This window comes from Murdochiella massiliensis, assembly GCF_900059565.1.
GTDB lineage: Bacteria > Bacillota > Clostridia > Tissierellales > Peptoniphilaceae > Murdochiella > Murdochiella massiliensis.
This window is the reverse complement of sequence record NZ_FIZW01000002.1, coordinates 364,556-381,030: the sequence shown is the minus strand read 5'-3', so window position 1 is coordinate 381,030 and position 16,475 is coordinate 364,556. Positions and strand designations below refer to the sequence as shown.

The following is a 16,475-nucleotide window of genomic DNA, read 5'->3' as shown; positions in this document are numbered from 1 at the left end:
CCGGCGTATCGATAGTCGGCCTGCGGCGCGGAGGAACCTATGCAAGAGGAGAAAAGTTTACAAGGCATTGTTTTGCAGGCCTACGACGTGCGCGATTCTTCGCGTATGATCGATCTTTTCACCCTGGAACGCGGAAGAATCTCCGTTCTTGTCCGCGGCGCAAAGAGAAACAAAAGCCGTTTTTTAAATCTTTCCGCTCCGTATGTGGAAGGTCAGTTTCATCTGGTTTTCGGACGCACCACGAACTACTTGAAGGAAGGCAGCATTACCGATGCGCATCTCGGACTTCGCCGTTCACTGAAACAGCTGACGACTGCACGCTTCGGCACGGAAGCTCTCCTTGGCGTACTGATGGACGGTGAAGAACGGGATTTGTTTTTGCTTTTCCAGGCTTTTCTTCGTGCCGTTGAAGAAGGAGATCCGGCACAACTTTCTCACGGCATCGGGGCCTTTTTGCTCAAACTGTGCAGCTTTTCCGGCTTTCGACCACGTGTATCCACCTGTGTTTACGGTGGAGAACCGATCGATGGCCACGACGTCTTTTTTGATGCCGAAGCGGGAGGAATGGCCTGTTCGGCTCATGCGCCTTCCGTAGGGGCGGAGGCTCTTTCAGCTGAGGAATATGCCGCGATCGTCCGTTATCTCCGCCTTCCGCTTCGTGCTATAATGAACGCACGTGACGATTCGTCTGTGGATGCCCGGCGTTTGGCCGGGGTCTGTTTTCGTTATTATGTAACGCATACCGGCCGCCACACGTTGGGCACCTTATCGATGATGAAAGAGCTCCGTCTTCTGTAAAGAAGAACGACAGGCGACGGTCAAAAAGAACGCTGCCCGCTCGCATGGGGAGCGAAGGAGGTTGAATGAATCTACAGGAAATGTTATCAACCCTTACGGCCTACTGGTCTAAACAGGGATGTACCGTTTTGGAACCGTATGATACGGAAAAAGGTGCCGGAACGATGAACCCGAACACGTTTTTGCGTGCGCTCGGCCCCGAACCGTGGAAGGTCGTCTATGTGGAACCGTCGCGTCGCCCGGCGGACGGGCGTTACGGCGAAAATCCGAATCGCCTGTATCAGCATCATCAGCTGCAAATCATTCTCAAGCCTTCTCCGGACAATATTCAGGACCTTTATTTGGATAGCTTGAAAACCATCGGCATTGATCCGCTGGAACACGATATCCGCTTTGTTGAAGACAACTGGGAATCGCCGACCCTCGGCGCCTGGGGCGTAGGCTGGGAAGTCTGGCTTGACGGCATGGAAATCACACAGTTCACCTATTTTCAGCAGGTGGGCGGCGTGACGCTCAATCCCGAGGCGGGCGAAATTACGATGGGACTGGAACGCATCGCGATGTATATTCAGGGCGTAGACAATGTCTTCGACCTGCAATGGAATGAGCAGTTGCGTTACGGCGATATTTTCCATCAGCAGGAATACGAAAATTCAAAATATTCGTTTGAAACGGCGGATGTCGCGATGTTGCATACGCTTTTTGATCTGTACGAAAAAGAAGCTGAACGACAGATCGAAGAAAAACTGGTTTTCCCGGCCTATGATTATGCGCTCAAGTGCTCCCATACGTTCAATCTTTTGGATGCACGCGGTGCCATCGCCGTTTCGGAACGCAGCCACTACATTGCGCGCGTGCGTGATCTGGCGCGCGATGTCGCAAAATGTTACCTGGAAAAACGCGAAGAGATGGGTTTTCCGCTTTTGCCTGCCGAGGCGAAGAACGAAAATCCGAAACGCCCCTTAAAGCAAGCAAAAGAGGAAGAGGAGAAGCGGGCATGACTACGTATCTATTGGAATTAGGCGTGGAGGAATTTCCTTCCCGTTATATGGCTTCCACGAAACAACAGCTCAAGCAGAACGTTTTAGACGGCTTGGCTGACGCCGGACTTTCTGTTTCAAATGCACGCGTACAGGCTACTCCCCGTCGTTTTGCTCTCTGGCTGGAAGAGATCAACGCACAGGAAGGTGCAGGCGAGGAAGTCGTGCGCGGTCCGTCCAAACAGGCGGCCTTTGACGGCGAGGGACAACCGACAAAAGCGTTGCTGGGCTTTTTGCGCGCCAAGGGCGTGTCGCTTGAAGATACGTTTATTGAAGACAACGGAAAAAGTGAGTATGTCTTTGCCCGGCTGAAGAAGGAAGCCGTGTCCATAGAAAAAACTTTGCCGGGAATTATTGCGGAGGCAATACGAAAAATTTCCAATCCCCGTGCCATGCGTTGGGGAGGCAAAAACTTACGCTTCCTTCGCCCTATTCGCTGGATCGTATCGATCCTGGAAGATCAGGTGCTGCCCATCGATCTGGAAGGCATTCCCGTGGGCAACCGTACAAACGGCCATCGCTTTCTAGGAGAAAAGAATTTTGTCATTCGTGATGTGCATTCCTATGAAGCGCAATTGGAAGAAAATTATGTGCTCATCGACGAAAACAAGCGTCGAGATGTCATTCTGCGCGGCCTGAATCGCCTTGCCCGGGAAAAGGGCGGCGTGCCCATGCACAACGAAGAATTGCTGGAAGAAGTCGTCAATATCGTGGAATATCCGACGGTATTTTTGGGCGACGTACCGCGTGAGTATCTGACGCTTCCACCGGAAGTGATTATCACGCCGATGATGGATCACCAGCGCTATTTTCCGGTCGTGGATGACGATAATCACCTTTTGCCCTATTTTCTCTCCGTGCGAAACGGAAACGACAAAGGCCTGCAAAATGTCATCGAAGGAAATCGAAAGGTGCTCATTCCACGTCTGGAAGACGCTAAATTCTTCTATCACCAGGATCAGGCACATCCACTGGAGGAACTCGTTCCGAAATTGGATGAACTGGTATTCCATGAACAGCTGGGCACCATGCGCGAGAAAACCGAACGCCTGGAATCGCTCGGCGTTTCGCTTGCAAAACTTCTGGTTTGCGGGCCGTCCATCCAGCAAAACATTGCACGTGCAGCGCATCTGTGTAAAGCGGACTTAGTCACCAAAATGGTGGTGGAATTTACGGAACTTCAGGGAACAATGGGGCGTATCTACGCCACGGAAGATGGCGAGGTGCTGGCGGTTGCGCAGGCGATTGAAGAACATTATCTGCCGCGTCAGTCGGGCGGTGCTCTTCCGCAGACCACAGCAGGCATGGTGCTTTCGCTTGCCGATAAACTGGATACGCTGGCCGGACTCTTTGCGATAGACATCAATGTCACCGGCTCACAGGATCCATTCGGTTTGCGTCGTGCGGTGATCGGCATATTGGACATTGTGCAGAAGCATTCGTTGCACCTGCCGTTAAAGGAAGTCCTTCGTGACGCGCTTCTGCTGTACGTGGAACAGAAGGGACTGGTTTTCGATTATGACGATGTACTGTCCCGCGTGAGTGACTTTTTCCGCGGACGTTTGCGCACCAGAATGCAGGAACAAGGTATTCGCTATGATGTGGCGGACGCGGTTCTCGCCATCGAGGATGACGATTATTTACGTTTAATGCAAAAGGCGGCGGCCGTACAGGCGTTAACGGAGCAGGATACGGATAACGAGCTCATTACGGGCTTTGTTCGCATCGAAAGCATGGCGGAGCATGCCGAGTCGACCGCGGTGGATGTTGATCGTTTACAAGCGGAAGATCAGGACATGTTGGCCTCGCTTTCCCGTGCGGAAACGATTCGTGAGGAATTGCATAAAGATCATTACGAAGAGGCTTTGGCCCTTCTTCGCGACTGGATGCCTATCATTCACGAATATCTTGACCACACAATGATTCTGGTCGACGATGAGGCTCTTAAGACATCGCGTCTGGGCATGCTCGCCCAAGTAAACGCCCTGATTCGGGAGATATTGATTCCGCATCGCATTGTGCGTGAAGCGTAATCGGGAAGCGTAATCCGGAAGCGTAATTGCGGAAAATCGCCGCTTGTAAGGCAAAGCGGTGTCGCCATACCTACGGAACAAAATAGCATGCTTTTTCGTAGAGAAAGGAGGAGGCCATGCTGCGTGAACAGACGGAAAAATGGGAAAACGAGTGGCTTTCTCCCTATGCAGCACACGTGAACGCCACACGAGGAAGAGAGCGGGAGGAAGAGGAAGATCCCATTCGTACGGCGTATCAGCGTGATCGCGATCGCATATTGCATTCCAAGTGCTTTCGCCGTCTTAAACACAAAACTCAGGTGTTCATTGCGCCGGAAGGCGATCATTACCGTACACGCCTGACGCACACCTTAGAGGTCAGTCAGATTGCGCGTACGATGGCACGTGCGCTTCGCCTGAATGAAGACTTGATTGAAGCCATGGCCATGGGGCACGATGTCGGCCACACGCCGTTCGGGCATGCGGGCGAGAAGATTTTACAGATGCTGGATCCCGGCTTTCATCATGCAAAGCAATCGGTGCGCGTTTTGCGTTTATTGGAAAATCGACGCGATCATGCCGTTCCGGGTTTGAATTTGACCTGGGAAGTGCTGGACGGAATTGAACATCACAGCGGCGAGCAACAGGCAGCAACACTGGAAGGCCGACTGCTGAAATTTGCCGATCGCATCGCTTATGTCAATCACGATATTGACGACTCGTTACGCGCCGGGGTACTGACGATGGCCGACTTGCCGAAAGAGAGTATTGCCGTTTTGGGGGATACGCATTCGGGACGAATCAGCACCATGGTGAGTGCCATAATCGAAGCGAGTCTGGATCAGCCGGACATTATCATGGAACCGTCGGTTTATGAGGCTTCCAAGAATTTGCGTACCTTCATGTTCCGGGAAGTCTATACGAATGAAATGGTGAAGGGCGAGAACGCGAAACTGGAACACATCATGACGGACCTTCTGGAGTATCTGGTGGCCAATCCGGACGTTATGCCGCAGGACCATCGCGGTCTCTATGTGCACACCGAGGACGAAGGAAATATTCGTCGACAGGCCATCGATTACATCGCGGGCATGACGGATGATTTTCTCATTCGCACTTACCGCAATCTGTTTATTCCCAAGGCGTGGTCGATTCTGTAGTTGCTGGCACACGCAAGGAATGCGGTTGGAAAGCGGACAGAGAGACAGTAGAAAAAAGAAACCGATATCGGCGAGGGGGAGGGGTATGCGCATTTCCGATCAAACCATTCAGCAGGTGCGCGATGCGATCGACATCGAAGAGCTTGTCGCAAGCTATGTGACCCTGAAACCGGCCGGCAAACAGAAGAAGGCATGTTGTCCGTTCCATCAGGAAAAAACGCCTTCTTTTTTTATCCGTCCGGAACGCGGAACGTACAAGTGTTTCGGTTGCGGTGAATCCGGTGACGGGATTACCTTTTTGATGAAAATGGAGCACCTCGAGTTTCAGGAAGCCGTTTTAGCTCTGGCCGAGCGCTATCACATTCCCGTGGAAGCGGATCGTCCGGAAGACTCGCGTAAGCGCATGATGCGTGATTTGTACTATCGCATAAACGAAGATGCGGCACGCTTTTTTTATAAGAATTTGCTGACCAGTGATGCGGCGCTCAGCTATTTGGCGCGACGCGGATTTAAAGCGCAAATTATCAATGACTTTTTTCTCGGCTATGCGGAGCCGAGAGGCAATACGCTTTTACGCCATTTAACCGAGAAAGGGTATCGCGAAGAGGATTTGTTGGCACTTGGGCTCATCGCGCGATCCAATCGCGGTACCGGATATTACGACAAGTTTCGCGATCGTCTAATGTTTCCGATTGTGTCGACGAAAGACAAGATTATCGGCTTTGGAGGACGAGCGATCGGTGATGGCAAACCGAAATACCTGAATTCGCCGGATTCGGAAATTTTTCATAAAGGCGAACACCTCTATCATCTACAGCAAGTACGTAAAAAACCGAATTCGCGTGAAGTGATCGTGGTGGAAGGCTATATGGATGTGGCCGCCTTATCGTTTCACGGCGTACCCAATGCAGTGGCCTCGCTCGGCACTTCGCTTACAGAAGAGCAGGCAAAATTGGTCAAACGCTATGCAGATAAAGTCTATCTTTGCTATGATGGTGACTCCGCCGGCATTCGTGCGGCGCGCCGTGCTATTGATGTATTTCAACATGCCGACGTTTCGCCCAAGCTGGTCGTCCTTCCGGAAGGGAAGGATCCCGATGACGTGGTGCGCACGGAAGGTGCGGAGGCCTTTCAACATTACCTTTCCCTTTCTCTGGATCCGCTTGATTTTGAATTGAAGCTGCTTACGGCCGGCTATGATCTGACCGAAACCGCCGGACGTATGGATTTTCTTCCTCGTGCCGTGGATTTTTTAGCCGGGATCGAAAAACAAACACTTCGGGACGTCATGGCCCAGCAAGTAGCGGATCTTGCCGAGGTGAATGTGGACAGCGTCCAGCATGACGCGGAAAAGCGTAGGGAAGAACTCCTGGCGAAGCAAAGGGAAAGAGAACGGCACGAGGGCGAAAGAGGGCACGTTTTTACGGTGGATAATTGGGATGCGCCGGACCGCCCGTCGTATTACTACGCAGATGATGAAGATGAGCAACCGATGAGCAGCGATGCGGAATATGCGACAGAGCATGAGAGCAGAAGCGACAGTTTGGGTATGTATTCCGACAGAAGCATGGCACAGGAACGTTTTCGTCTTGAACGGGAGATGGTGCGGCTTATTCGTGGTGATCGTCAATGCGATGACGTCTTATCGGCAGAGCAGGATTTTATTGAAAATCCGGGATTGAAGCAATTGCTCATGACCGTGCGTCATCTGCGTAAGGTGGGTATTTCTCCGCAACAGGATTGGCTAACGGAGTCGGATTTAACCGACGAAGCAAGAGAGATTGCCGAATCGCTCGACCGTGAGAATTTACCGGTAACGGTTGCTATGGCCGAGGAGCTGAGAGAACGGATTGCACGTTTTCGCCTGCGAGAGCGCAAGGCACAGCTTCTTTACGCTATGCATCATCCGCAGCAGGCGGAAAATACCGTGTCGCAAAGTGCATTGTTAAAAGAACTGCAGGAGATTGAACAACGCCTGCGTGCGCCTGGGGGAGGGCTTAGATGACGGATCGAAAAGATCGACCGAAGGACGACAGTCTGGACATCGAAGAGATAAAGCAGGATATCGTGGAAGAGTTGCGCAAAATCGCTTCCGCTCAGCATGACCGCTTTCACCGGGACGATTGGGAAAATCTGGAGCATGTGGAACAGCTAAGCGATGAAGATCGCCGTGATATCTTACAGATTTTGGCCGATGACGGCATTACCATGGCGGAAACGGTTCGCACGGAGGGGATTGAAGAAGATGAAGATGAGGGTGAACTCCTTGATGATGAGGAGGAAGAATCCTCGTTAAGCGATTTAGATGCTCTCTCCGAACTCAGTGTGAATTTTGAGGAGACGAAAGAAGAACCGGAAGCGGAATTAAGCGATCAGGAAATGCTGCAGAACATCGCGGTGGATGATCCGGTCAAAATGTATTTGAAAGAGATCGGACGTGTTTCGCTTCTTACGGCGGATGAAGAGGTGCTTCTTGCCCGTCGTATGGAGTCGGCGGAAACAGCGGCAAAAGTGCTGCGTGGAGAAAAGCCGACTCTGCGTGAAGAAATTGAGATTGCAAAAGAGTCGCTTAACAATACGCAAGCGGCCATGCTTTTGGATTTAATGGCAACCAAGGATGCGAAAAAGCGTTTTTTGACCGCTCAGGCCAGAGAGTACAGTGCGTTTCGTCGTTTATTGGCGATCGTTCTTTCCCCGGAAAATGTCATGGTGACGGAAGAAGACGAGGAATATCATGCCGTTAAGATTGCCGCACACGTGGAACGCTATATTCGCCGTCGCTTGAGCCGTATGCGCCTGACTCGCGATGAAGCGTGTGAACTTTCGTTTTGCGTTGAGATTCAGCAGGCTTTGGTTGCCTCCGTTTTGACGCCGAAGGATTTGACGGTGAAGCAGAAAAATTGGAAGGCCATTGCGCTGGAGAACGAAGAGCGTATTCTGCACGCCATCGACCAACTCTATAAAAAGAACAATGAAACCGAAGAATCGTCGGAAACGCTGTTGGACTTGGCTGAAGCATATCAGATGAAACCTTTTACGACGGAAGAGACCATTCCGGGCGAACTTCGGCGTGAACTTTTTGAGCGCAACACCATCGTCGATAAGCTCAATATGACCTTGCGAAAGCGCCAGCCCAAGGATGCCTTAACCGAGAAGGAAGCCGAAAATTACGCCATTCTGCTTGAAGCGTTACAAGCCATCAATAAGCGCATGGCACATTATAAAAATGATTTTGCACCAGAGCGTGAGAAGTTGGAAGCGCTTTTGATTAAGACGGAACCGGCCGGCCGTATTTTGGTCGGGATGCCGCTCTCCGAGGAAAATGAGAAGCAACTCAAGCACGATATCCGCGTGGGGTCCATGGCGAAACAGCGCTTGGCGGAGACGAACCTTCGTCTGGTGGTTTCCATTGCCAAACGCTATGTCGGGCGCGGCATGAGCTTTTTGGATCTCATTCAGGAAGGTAATCTCGGTCTGATGAAGGCGGTGGAAAAATTCGACTACCATCGTGGCTTCAAGTTCTCCACCTATGCCACCTGGTGGATTCGTCAGGCCATCACTCGCGCGATTGCCGATCAGGCGCGCACCATCCGTATCCCCGTACACATGGTGGAAACCATTAACAAACTCTCCCGTGCACAACGCCAGCTGTTGCAGGAACTCAATCGCGATCCGACCAATGAAGAAATTGCCGCGGAGATGAACATTGATGTGGAGAAAGTGCGCATTGTTCGCAAGATTGCGCAGGAGCCCGTCTCTCTGGAGACCCCGATCGGCGAAGAAGAAGATTCGCATCTGGGCGACTTTATTGAAGACGACACGGTCATCTCGCCGGATGAGGCCGCAAACTTCATTATGCTCCGCGAGGAGCTCGCCAATATTCTCAGCACGCTCTCTACAAGAGAGCGCAAGGTGTTGGAGTTGCGCTTCGGCTTAAACGATGGTACACCGCGCACACTGGAAGAAGTGGGTAAGGAATTCAACGTCACACGCGAACGCATTCGTCAAATTGAAGCGAAGGCCATACGCAAACTCAAACATCCGACGCGAAGCCAAAAGGTGCGCGATTTTCTCGAATAACGAACAAGAGATGAAAGAAGCGCTTTTGCCCGGCAGAACAAGATTGTCCGGCGAAGGCGCTTTTTGTATAGGCCACGCGTCTTGTCGATAGGAAAGGATCGCATGGTACAGGAGGCAGTATGCATCGTCTGCAAACCCTTATTCAGCTTGTTCCGTCTTCTTCCCGTGTGATTGACGTGGGAGCGGATCATGGCTTGGTTTCGCTCGGCTTAGCCGAGCGCGAAGATATTCAATACGTATTGGCAACCGACATTTCTTCGGCCTCTCTTGCCAAACTGAAGGAAGCCCTGCAAAGTGCAGATCCGGTAACGAAGCAGAAAATCACGCTCCTGGTGACCGATGGTCTGCACGATGTGCCTTGGCCGTCGGCCGATACCATATTGATTGCCGGTATGGGCGGTCCACTGATCAAGCGCATTTTATGTGAATCCTTCTCCTTTGCCCGAAGCGCCAAGACGTGGATACTCTCACCGCAGAGTGGAATTGCCGACTTTCGGCACTTTTTACAAGCGCTCTCCTGTCGAATTGAAGAAGAATTGGTCGAAGAAGAGGGACAATTTTATCCGCTTTTTCTGGTCTATCCGGGGGAGGTCTGTCCCGAAGGAAGCGGTTATGCACATCCTTTATCGGCGTTGGAAGCGGAATATGGCCCTGAACTGCTGCAAAGCCATCATCCTCTGGTGGAAAAGCAGCTTCGACGAGATCAGGCGCATTGGCATCAGCTCCTTCTTCATCTGGAAGGAAAAACAACGCCGGGGGCTGCGAAACGCCGACAGGAAGCCGAAAGAGCGTTATCTATGCTGGACACCCTGTTGTTCGGATAATGGCTTTGAGCAAACGAGGAGAAAAAAGAAAGAAAACGTCCCGAGGAAGCGGGAGAAAGGAAATCGGATGGAAATTCAGGCATGGGTTAACGAATGGGAAAAGCGTGTACCGCTTGTTTTACAGGAACCGTGGGATCACAGTGGAAAACAGTTTGGCCGTTTCGCTCGACCGCTTAGCGGCATTCTCTTTGCATTGGATTTTTCCGCAGGTGCGCTTAATAAGGCTGTAGAAAACCGAGCGAATTTAATTGTTACGCATCATCCTGTGCTTTTTGAGGGCATTCATGCTCTGCACGAGGACGTTCCTCTACAGGATCTCGTGATGCAGGCGCTCGAGCAGAACATCGCGGTATATGCGACGCACACACCGTGGGATTGGGTGGACGGCGGTGTCAATACCGAAATGGCGGATCGTATCGCCCTTCGCCATCGCCGTCCGCTTCGCAAACGGGAAGAAGGGGATCCGCTTTGTGCCTACTCATCCGGGTTCGGCCTTTGCGGAGAAGTGAAGACCATGACGCTTGCTTCTTTTGCGCAGTCGCTATCCGCTTCCTTTGGAACATCTTCCGTCGTTTTCTACGGCGATCCCTCATGGACCGTTTCGCGTGTCGGCCTTCTTGGCGGATCCGGCATGGACTTTGCCTCGGATGCACTTAGGACGGGTTGTGACGTTTTTGTCACGGCGGACATTAAATATCATGAGGCGCAATTTGCGTTACAAAACGGCTTGGCGCTGGTTGATCTTGGCCATTATGCGGCAGAATTTCCCGCCATGGCCCGCGCTCTTCAACTTTCCCGCACGTTTGCCGCGAACATCGCACAAGAGGTATTTGATGAGCAAGAAAATAAGCGCCACTTCCTCATGGAGGAGTGACGCTTAGCGTGCGGTTTTTCGACTCATTCGATGCTGTGCTCGTCGACAACCATCGACAACCGATCGGTGAGCAGAAGGTTATTTCAGCAAGTTGGCAAAAAAGTCGATAATCCCCTGAAAAAGATTGCCGAAAAATCCGCCAAGTTCGGATTTGGTGTCCGGAGAAAGTTGCGCCCAATCGGCCTGCACTTTTTCCATCAGGTTACCGCCTTCTTTTAACAGCTTTTGTCCCAATTCCTGTAAATTGGCCCGCTGTTCATCCGTCAGTTCAATTTTGGAGAACTGTTCCATCAGGTCCTGCAACGAGGAGATATTCGCCTCGCTTAACACACCGTCCAGATGATAGTTGTTCACCACCGTATTGATAATGGTGGTGATGTCACCTACAGAAATATTTCCGCCGTTCTCTTCTTTTTGCTTGGCGATTTGCGCCTTGATCTCGGCAAGGGCGGCATTCATCAGCTCATCGGAGTAGCCATCTTTTCCACTATTTTCGGCTGTAATCTTAGAAGTTACTTCCAGTTCTTCCTGCGCCGTCTTGATGTTTTCTTCCGGCAACGTACCCGTCGTGCCGCTGAAGGCCTTGTAAACACCGGCAAGGGCGCCTGACCCGTCGACCGCTTTTACAGAAGCTACGCGAATGGTCATATTGGTCGCACCGGCCGTGATGGCCGCGTTAGCGTATTGCGTCGCGGTAATTTCCGTAATGGTTTTGGGCGTAACAATTTCGACCTGCACTCCGGTATTCTTCTTAGCCGGTTCAAGATAAACGGAAGAGTATACCTGATAATAATCATAGTCGTCATGAAGCAGGCTGTTCATCTCATCGATATTGACCTGCATTTCCAGGGCTTTATCGGAAACGCCAAGTAAACGCGCAGTTTCCTGTTTTTGTTCGGCAGTAAGGCTCTGTCCATAAGAATAAACTGACTGTTTTAAATTATCCGCTTTTGCCGGTTGAGCAAGGCTCGTCAGCGCAATGATCAAGGTCATCGCTCCGGCAGCAAGGCGTCGACATAGCGTGTTGCTTTTTTTCATCGTTTCTCCTCATTCCTTAGGCTTTCGCCGATTCTTAAGATGTTCCCATCCTATCCTGCCCTTATGTTCGGAATATGAAGAGAAAACGTACGGATAAAGCTCTTTTGTTTATGAAGACTTTACTTTTTTCATACTTTTATCTTTATGTATTACGTGTATGTTGAACAGACTCGGGTATAGTAGGAACGATGGAGAGTGCACAAAAGGAAAAGGAGGATGTATGCAAAAGAAACGGTTTGGTTTTGTCTTAGCCATGTTGCTCTCTGCAGTGTTATTTCTTCCGAATACAGCGTTAGCCGACAATCCGGAAGCGAAAGGCACGTTTTTCGTTGACGATGTTGTCGAACAGGTGATGGAAGAAGAGCAGACAGAACAGGAAAAGGTCGATGTTGTGAAAGAAGCAACAGAGACGGAAGAAAAAGAAGCCGTATTAACGAAGGAAGATGTAGCGGGAAAGACATTGACAATCCTTCACACGAACGATGTGCATGGTCATGTGGAGAATTCCAGCAAAGATGGGAAAAAAGGCAATATCGGCTACGCCAACTATGCAGGAATCATTGAAGCGAAAAAGGCGGAAGGGCCTACGCTGGTTGTAGACGGCGGCGATCTGACGCAAGGAACCAATTTTGTAACGCTTTCCAAGGGGGAATCCATCATCAATTTGGCGAACAAGATTGGCGTACAGGCTATGGTTCCCGGCAATCATGAGTTTGATTACAGTCAGGAACAGGCCAAGAAAAATGCAAGTTTGGCCAATTTCCCGTGGTTTGCCTCAAACGTGTTCGATAAAGACGGCAACCTTCTTTTCCATGGCGGAGAAGTGCTGGATGTACAGGGAATCAAAGTGGGTGTCTTCGGCTTGGCGACACCGGAAACCAAGTACAAGGCGAATCCGTTGAATACGGAAGGACTGACCTTCACCGACACCGTTGACGAGACCGTCAGAATCGCTCAGCGCGAGATCGACAAGCTGCTCAGCCGCGGCGCGAACTATACGGTTCTGCTCAGCCATCTGGGAAGCGATGAAGAGTCTGAGGTCAATACGCTTAAAGTGGTACCGAAGCTGAAAAACCTTGACCTTGTAGTCGATGGACACAGCCATACCGAATGGCAGAACGGGCACGTTTTTGAAAACGGTACAGTAGGTGCCTCGACCGGCGAATATTTGAAAAACATCGGTATCGTTCAGGTTACTTTCGATGAGGAAGGAAAAGCCGAGACCAAAGCCGAACTGATCAATTATGAGCAGGCCAAGACGTATCCGGTAAATAAAGAAGTCGAAGACGTGATTGCGGAATTCGATAAAGAAAACGAAAAAGTGCTCGGACAGGAAGTCGGAACATTAGCCGCAACCCTCGACGGAGAACGCGAACACGTGCGCGCAGGGGAAACCGCATTGGGCGATCTCATTACCGATGCCATGCGCAAAGAATCCGGCGCCGACGTCGTTATCACCAATGGCGGTGGAATCCGTGCCTCCATTGCCGCGGGGAAGGTGACCGTCGGTCATGTCTTTACCGTTTTGCCGTTTGGTAACGCCATGACGGTTATCGAAGTCAGTGGCCAGGATATCATTGATGCGATCAATTACGGGATTTCGGAATATCCCAATCCGGCAGGAAAATTCCCGCACATTTCCGGTATGCGTTTTGAAATCGCCAAGAAAGACGGAAAAGCGGCTGCTGCCAACATCATGGTGGGGAATGCACCGATTGAACCGACCAAAACGTACAAACTGGCGACCAATGACTTTATGGCAGTCGGTGGCGACGGCTACGAAATGTTCAAAGGAAAGACGCTTCTGGCTACACACGGCTCACTTGCCCAGGTTGTTCAGGACTATATGACCGAATTGACCAAAGACGGAAAGGGAACCTTCACGTATGCCACGGACGGTCGTGTGAAGGAAGCTAAGGCGGAAGAAAAACCGACGCCGAAACCGAATGAAAACAAGCCGGCAACTGAGAAACCTTCAACCAAGGTAGCCGGTACGAACAAAGTCGCGCCGAAGACCGGTGATGTGATGACCTTTGCACCGATGGTGCTGTTGCTCTCCGGTATGGCTCTGACGATGACCAAAAAGAAAGAAACAAAGTAAACGGTTCTTTCTAAAGAAAGTCCTAAGAAAAGCCCCCCTGTGATGAGCGGTTATCGCTCATCACAGGGGACTTTTGTATGTGGGACATGTTTTTCCGTGTTCCCGTATAAATTATGCTATACTGTAGTTACGGATCCCGCCACACCTCTCAATGACGTGCAAAACGGCGGGACTTTTTGCAAAGGTGGTGAGCGTGGTGACTCCACAACAATTGATGCATTCGGATGCGAAACTCTATGACATGGTGATCAAGGACAAGCTCATCATCCGGGATCTGGATTATGCAAAGAAGGTTTTTCAGCGTATCAGCCCTTTTCATCTGGAGAATTTCGGCCTGACTTGGAAAAAGGCGGACGGCACATATCAGGACGGAACAACGTTTGAAATGCTGGTTGACAGCTATCTTGCTGACCGTCGCATCAAAAACTTTTTATTCGACTATCTTTCGGATTATGAGGTGCAACTGCGACATGTCATCGGCACCGTACTGCTTGAAAGTTTCGGTGCGTACGGCTATTTGGATTCCGGCCATTTTCGTCAGGACGACTACCATAAAAATTTTATCAACGATCTGGAAAACGAGTTGACCAGAGCGAATGAGCCGTTTGTACGGCGTTTTTGTCCGGAAGAGGGGAAAACACGAGATGTTCCCGTCTATGTCGCGATGGAAGTGATTACCCTCGGAACCCTTACGAAAATTTTTAAAAATATGCGCCGCCCGGAACAAAAGCGGGTTTCCGCCTTTTACGGGGTGGCATCCGAAATTGTTTTATATTCCTTTTTCAGCTGCCTGGCCAAATTGCGTAATACGTGTGCACACCATGGTCGTTTATCCAATCGTCGCTTTACGGACGGTTGTGCGGTTCTGAAAGCGGACAGGCGCACGATGGAGCGTATAGCTCCGGAATTTCATCCGGATCCTTTCCGCTTTTTTGTCATGCTGTTGGCCCTCATGCACGTGATGGACGCGCAGAGCAATCGGGAAATTATCGTCCATTTTCGACGAACATTTGCCCTCCATCCGTATTTTCTGCCGCGCTTTCTGGATTTTCCCGAGCAATGGGAGACCATACTTTGCGAGGCGGCCGGCATTGATGTCGCCTCTCTCGATCAGGAGGATATCAGTTGGGAGCCCATCGCGTCGGATCGCTGGGTCATGCCTGCGACCGAAGTGGAGGATTTCTCCAATCAAAATGAATCGTAACGTCTGCGCTCAGGCGATCATCGGCCGTGGCTTAAACGAAAAAGTCCGATGATCCATAACAGGAGGACACCATGCGCCCGAAACAGGAATGGAATGCGTTGCAAAAGGCCACCTATCGTTGGCTGGAAGCGTTCGATCATCCCGAAAAAGACAAATGCATTATTCATCTCATCGGCACCAACGGAAAAGGATCGACGGGACGAACGATCGCTCTGGCTTTGGAAAAGCTGTTGCCCGAAAAAGTGGGCCACTTCGTCTCACCGCACGTGCATCACTATGAAGAGCGAATCATGCTGCAATCGAAGCCGATTACTCATGAACGCTCCATGGCCATTCAACAGGAAATGGAGAAAAAAGGCAAGGCGGAAAATTTGCCGTACATTCCCTATTTTGCACGCAGTATGGTGGAGGCCCTTCTTGCCTATCGGGAGGAGGCGCGCGTGCTGATCATGGAAGCCGGCATAGGCGGTCTGGATGATTGCACGAATCTGCTTTCTACGATCATGACCGTGTTTACGACCATTGATTTTGATCATCGCGATCGTCTTGGAAACACCATTGAAGAGATCGCCCGTGCAAAAGCGGGGGTACTCCAAACGGGCTCGCTTGCCGTATCGGCGAATCAGTGCCCGGAGGCGGAATCGGTGCTGCGAAAGGTTGCCGAAGAAAAGGGGGCATCATTGGTTTTCTTTTCCCCTTCAACGATGACGAACGACAAGCTTCGTTGGATGCCCAAGGAGCATCCGGCGTTGCAGTTCACCTTTACACGCGGACCATTGAGCGGAGAGTACCGGGCACGGCTCATCGGGCGCCATCAGCTGCAGAATTTCGGCACCGCCTTGACGGCGCTGGAAGAATTGCTTGCGCCCGATTCCTCGACAGCGGCGGCTCTTTTCCCGACGGGGAATTTTCCGCGTCCGGAAGAAATTTTTGATGCGGTACATGCCGCCGTGGCGGAAGCCTACCTTCCCGGAAGACTGGAAATGCTTTCTTTTGATCCGCTCGTTTTCATCGACGGTGCCCACAATCATCAGGCGGCCGAAATGCTGGTGGAAAACCTGGATGCGTTATGCGCTTGCCCTCCGGCACAAGGGAAAGAACGCATTCTTTTGTTTGGCATGCATGACGGCAAATTGAGCGGGGAAGAGCAACAAGAGTTTTTTTCGGCGTTTGATGCCGTCTATCGCATTCCCGTGCAGGACGAAGAGGACGACGCTGTGATTACCGCGATGGGAAAAGCGATGGACGAAGCCTATCTTGCGCATCCGGATGCAATGTTTGTGGCGGCAGGATCTCTCTATCTGCTGGATGGTGCGAGCCGTTGGCTAGAAAATAGATAGTCAT

12 protein-coding genes are annotated in these 16,475 nt (G+C 51.1%); 11 read left to right on the top strand and 1 reads right to left on the bottom strand.

All coding sequences use genetic code 11. The annotated features are described in order from the left end of the window. Positions 1-39 precede the first annotated feature (39 nt). From recO to BN3910_RS03315, 8 genes are all read left to right on the top strand, one after another. Positions 40-798, top strand: coding sequence for a DNA repair protein RecO (gene recO, locus BN3910_RS03350; RefSeq protein ID WP_066924310.1), 759 nt, complete (start codon positions 40-42; stop codon positions 796-798). 65 nt (positions 799-863) lie between these two features. Next, positions 864-1,799, top strand: a complete 936-nt coding sequence (glyQ, locus tag BN3910_RS03345) for a glycine--tRNA ligase subunit alpha (RefSeq protein ID WP_066924308.1) — start codon at positions 864-866, stop codon at positions 1,797-1,799. Then, positions 1,796-3,871, top strand: coding sequence for a glycine--tRNA ligase subunit beta (gene glyS / locus BN3910_RS03340; protein ID WP_066924306.1), 2,076 nt, complete (start codon positions 1,796-1,798; stop codon positions 3,869-3,871). The genes glyQ and glyS overlap by 4 nt, the downstream gene beginning before the upstream one ends. Before the next feature lie 116 nt (positions 3,872-3,987). Then, the gene (locus tag BN3910_RS03335) at positions 3,988-5,010 is read left to right on the top strand and encodes a deoxyguanosinetriphosphate triphosphohydrolase (RefSeq protein ID WP_066924304.1); all 1,023 of its coding nucleotides are present in this window, start codon (positions 3,988-3,990) and stop codon (positions 5,008-5,010) included. Positions 5,011-5,095: 85 nt separating this feature from the next. Then, on the top strand, positions 5,096-7,015 hold the full coding sequence (gene dnaG, locus BN3910_RS03330) for a DNA primase (protein ID WP_066924302.1): 1,920 nt from the start codon (positions 5,096-5,098) through the stop codon (positions 7,013-7,015). Continuing rightward, on the top strand, positions 7,012-9,090 hold the full coding sequence (rpoD, locus tag BN3910_RS07965) for an RNA polymerase sigma factor RpoD (RefSeq protein WP_082790280.1): 2,079 nt from the start codon (positions 7,012-7,014) through the stop codon (positions 9,088-9,090). The genes dnaG and rpoD overlap by 4 nt, the downstream gene beginning before the upstream one ends. 119 nt (positions 9,091-9,209) lie before the next feature. Beyond that, positions 9,210-9,914 carry a tRNA (adenine(22)-N(1))-methyltransferase gene (locus tag BN3910_RS03320; protein WP_066924300.1) on the top strand — a complete coding sequence of 235 codons (705 nt, stop codon included), beginning with the start codon at positions 9,210-9,212 and terminating at the stop codon, positions 9,912-9,914. A gap of 67 nt (positions 9,915-9,981) precedes the next feature. Continuing rightward, positions 9,982-10,788 (top strand): Nif3-like dinuclear metal center hexameric protein, encoded by an 807-nt coding sequence (locus BN3910_RS03315; protein ID WP_066924298.1) that lies wholly within the window; start codon positions 9,982-9,984, stop codon positions 10,786-10,788. Positions 10,789-10,866: 78 nt separating this feature from the next. Here the strand turns inward: BN3910_RS03315 and BN3910_RS03310 are convergent, their stop codons facing one another. Then, positions 10,867-11,826 carry a DUF1002 domain-containing protein gene (locus tag BN3910_RS03310; RefSeq protein ID WP_066924296.1) on the bottom strand — a complete coding sequence of 320 codons (960 nt, stop codon included), beginning with the start codon at positions 11,824-11,826 and terminating at the stop codon, positions 10,867-10,869. A gap of 220 nt (positions 11,827-12,046) precedes the next feature. Between BN3910_RS03310 and BN3910_RS03305 the strand changes: the two genes are divergently transcribed. The 3 genes from BN3910_RS03305 (at position 12,047) to BN3910_RS03295 (ending at position 16,471) form a co-directional block, all read left to right on the top strand. Further along, the gene (locus BN3910_RS03305; protein ID WP_066924294.1) at positions 12,047-13,927 is read left to right on the top strand and encodes a bifunctional metallophosphatase/5'-nucleotidase; all 1,881 of its coding nucleotides are present in this window, start codon (positions 12,047-12,049) and stop codon (positions 13,925-13,927) included. Between the two features lie 193 nt (positions 13,928-14,120). Further along, the gene (locus BN3910_RS03300; RefSeq protein ID WP_187367683.1) at positions 14,121-15,131 is read left to right on the top strand and encodes an Abi family protein; all 1,011 of its coding nucleotides are present in this window, start codon (positions 14,121-14,123) and stop codon (positions 15,129-15,131) included. Positions 15,132-15,202: 71 nt separating this feature from the next. Next, complete coding sequence (locus BN3910_RS03295; RefSeq protein WP_066924290.1) at positions 15,203-16,471, top strand: bifunctional folylpolyglutamate synthase/dihydrofolate synthase; 1,269 nt, start codon at positions 15,203-15,205, stop codon at positions 16,469-16,471. Positions 16,472-16,475: the final 4 nt, after the last annotated feature.

Bases quoted from the DNA above. Each gene is read 5' to 3' on its own strand.
- BN3910_RS03310 (WP_066924296.1), bottom strand. From the start codon at position 11,826: ATGAAAAAAAGCAACACGCTATGTCGACGCCTTGCTGCCGGAGCGATG.
- glyS (WP_066924306.1), top strand. From the start codon at position 1,796: ATGACTACGTATCTATTGGAATTAGGCGTGGAGGAATTTCCTTCCCGT.
- BN3910_RS03305 (WP_066924294.1), top strand. From the start codon at position 12,047: ATGCAAAAGAAACGGTTTGGTTTTGTCTTAGCCATGTTGCTCTCTGCA.
- dnaG (WP_066924302.1), top strand. From the start codon at position 5,096: ATGCGCATTTCCGATCAAACCATTCAGCAGGTGCGCGATGCGATCGAC.
- rpoD (WP_082790280.1), top strand. From the start codon at position 7,012: ATGACGGATCGAAAAGATCGACCGAAGGACGACAGTCTGGACATCGAA.
- BN3910_RS03295 (WP_066924290.1), top strand. From the start codon at position 15,203: ATGCGCCCGAAACAGGAATGGAATGCGTTGCAAAAGGCCACCTATCGT.
- glyQ (WP_066924308.1), top strand. From the start codon at position 864: ATGAATCTACAGGAAATGTTATCAACCCTTACGGCCTACTGGTCTAAA.
- BN3910_RS03320 (WP_066924300.1), top strand. From the start codon at position 9,210: ATGCATCGTCTGCAAACCCTTATTCAGCTTGTTCCGTCTTCTTCCCGT.
- recO (WP_066924310.1), top strand. From the start codon at position 40: ATGCAAGAGGAGAAAAGTTTACAAGGCATTGTTTTGCAGGCCTACGAC.
- BN3910_RS03335 (WP_066924304.1), top strand. From the start codon at position 3,988: ATGCTGCGTGAACAGACGGAAAAATGGGAAAACGAGTGGCTTTCTCCC.
- BN3910_RS03315 (WP_066924298.1), top strand. From the start codon at position 9,982: ATGGAAATTCAGGCATGGGTTAACGAATGGGAAAAGCGTGTACCGCTT.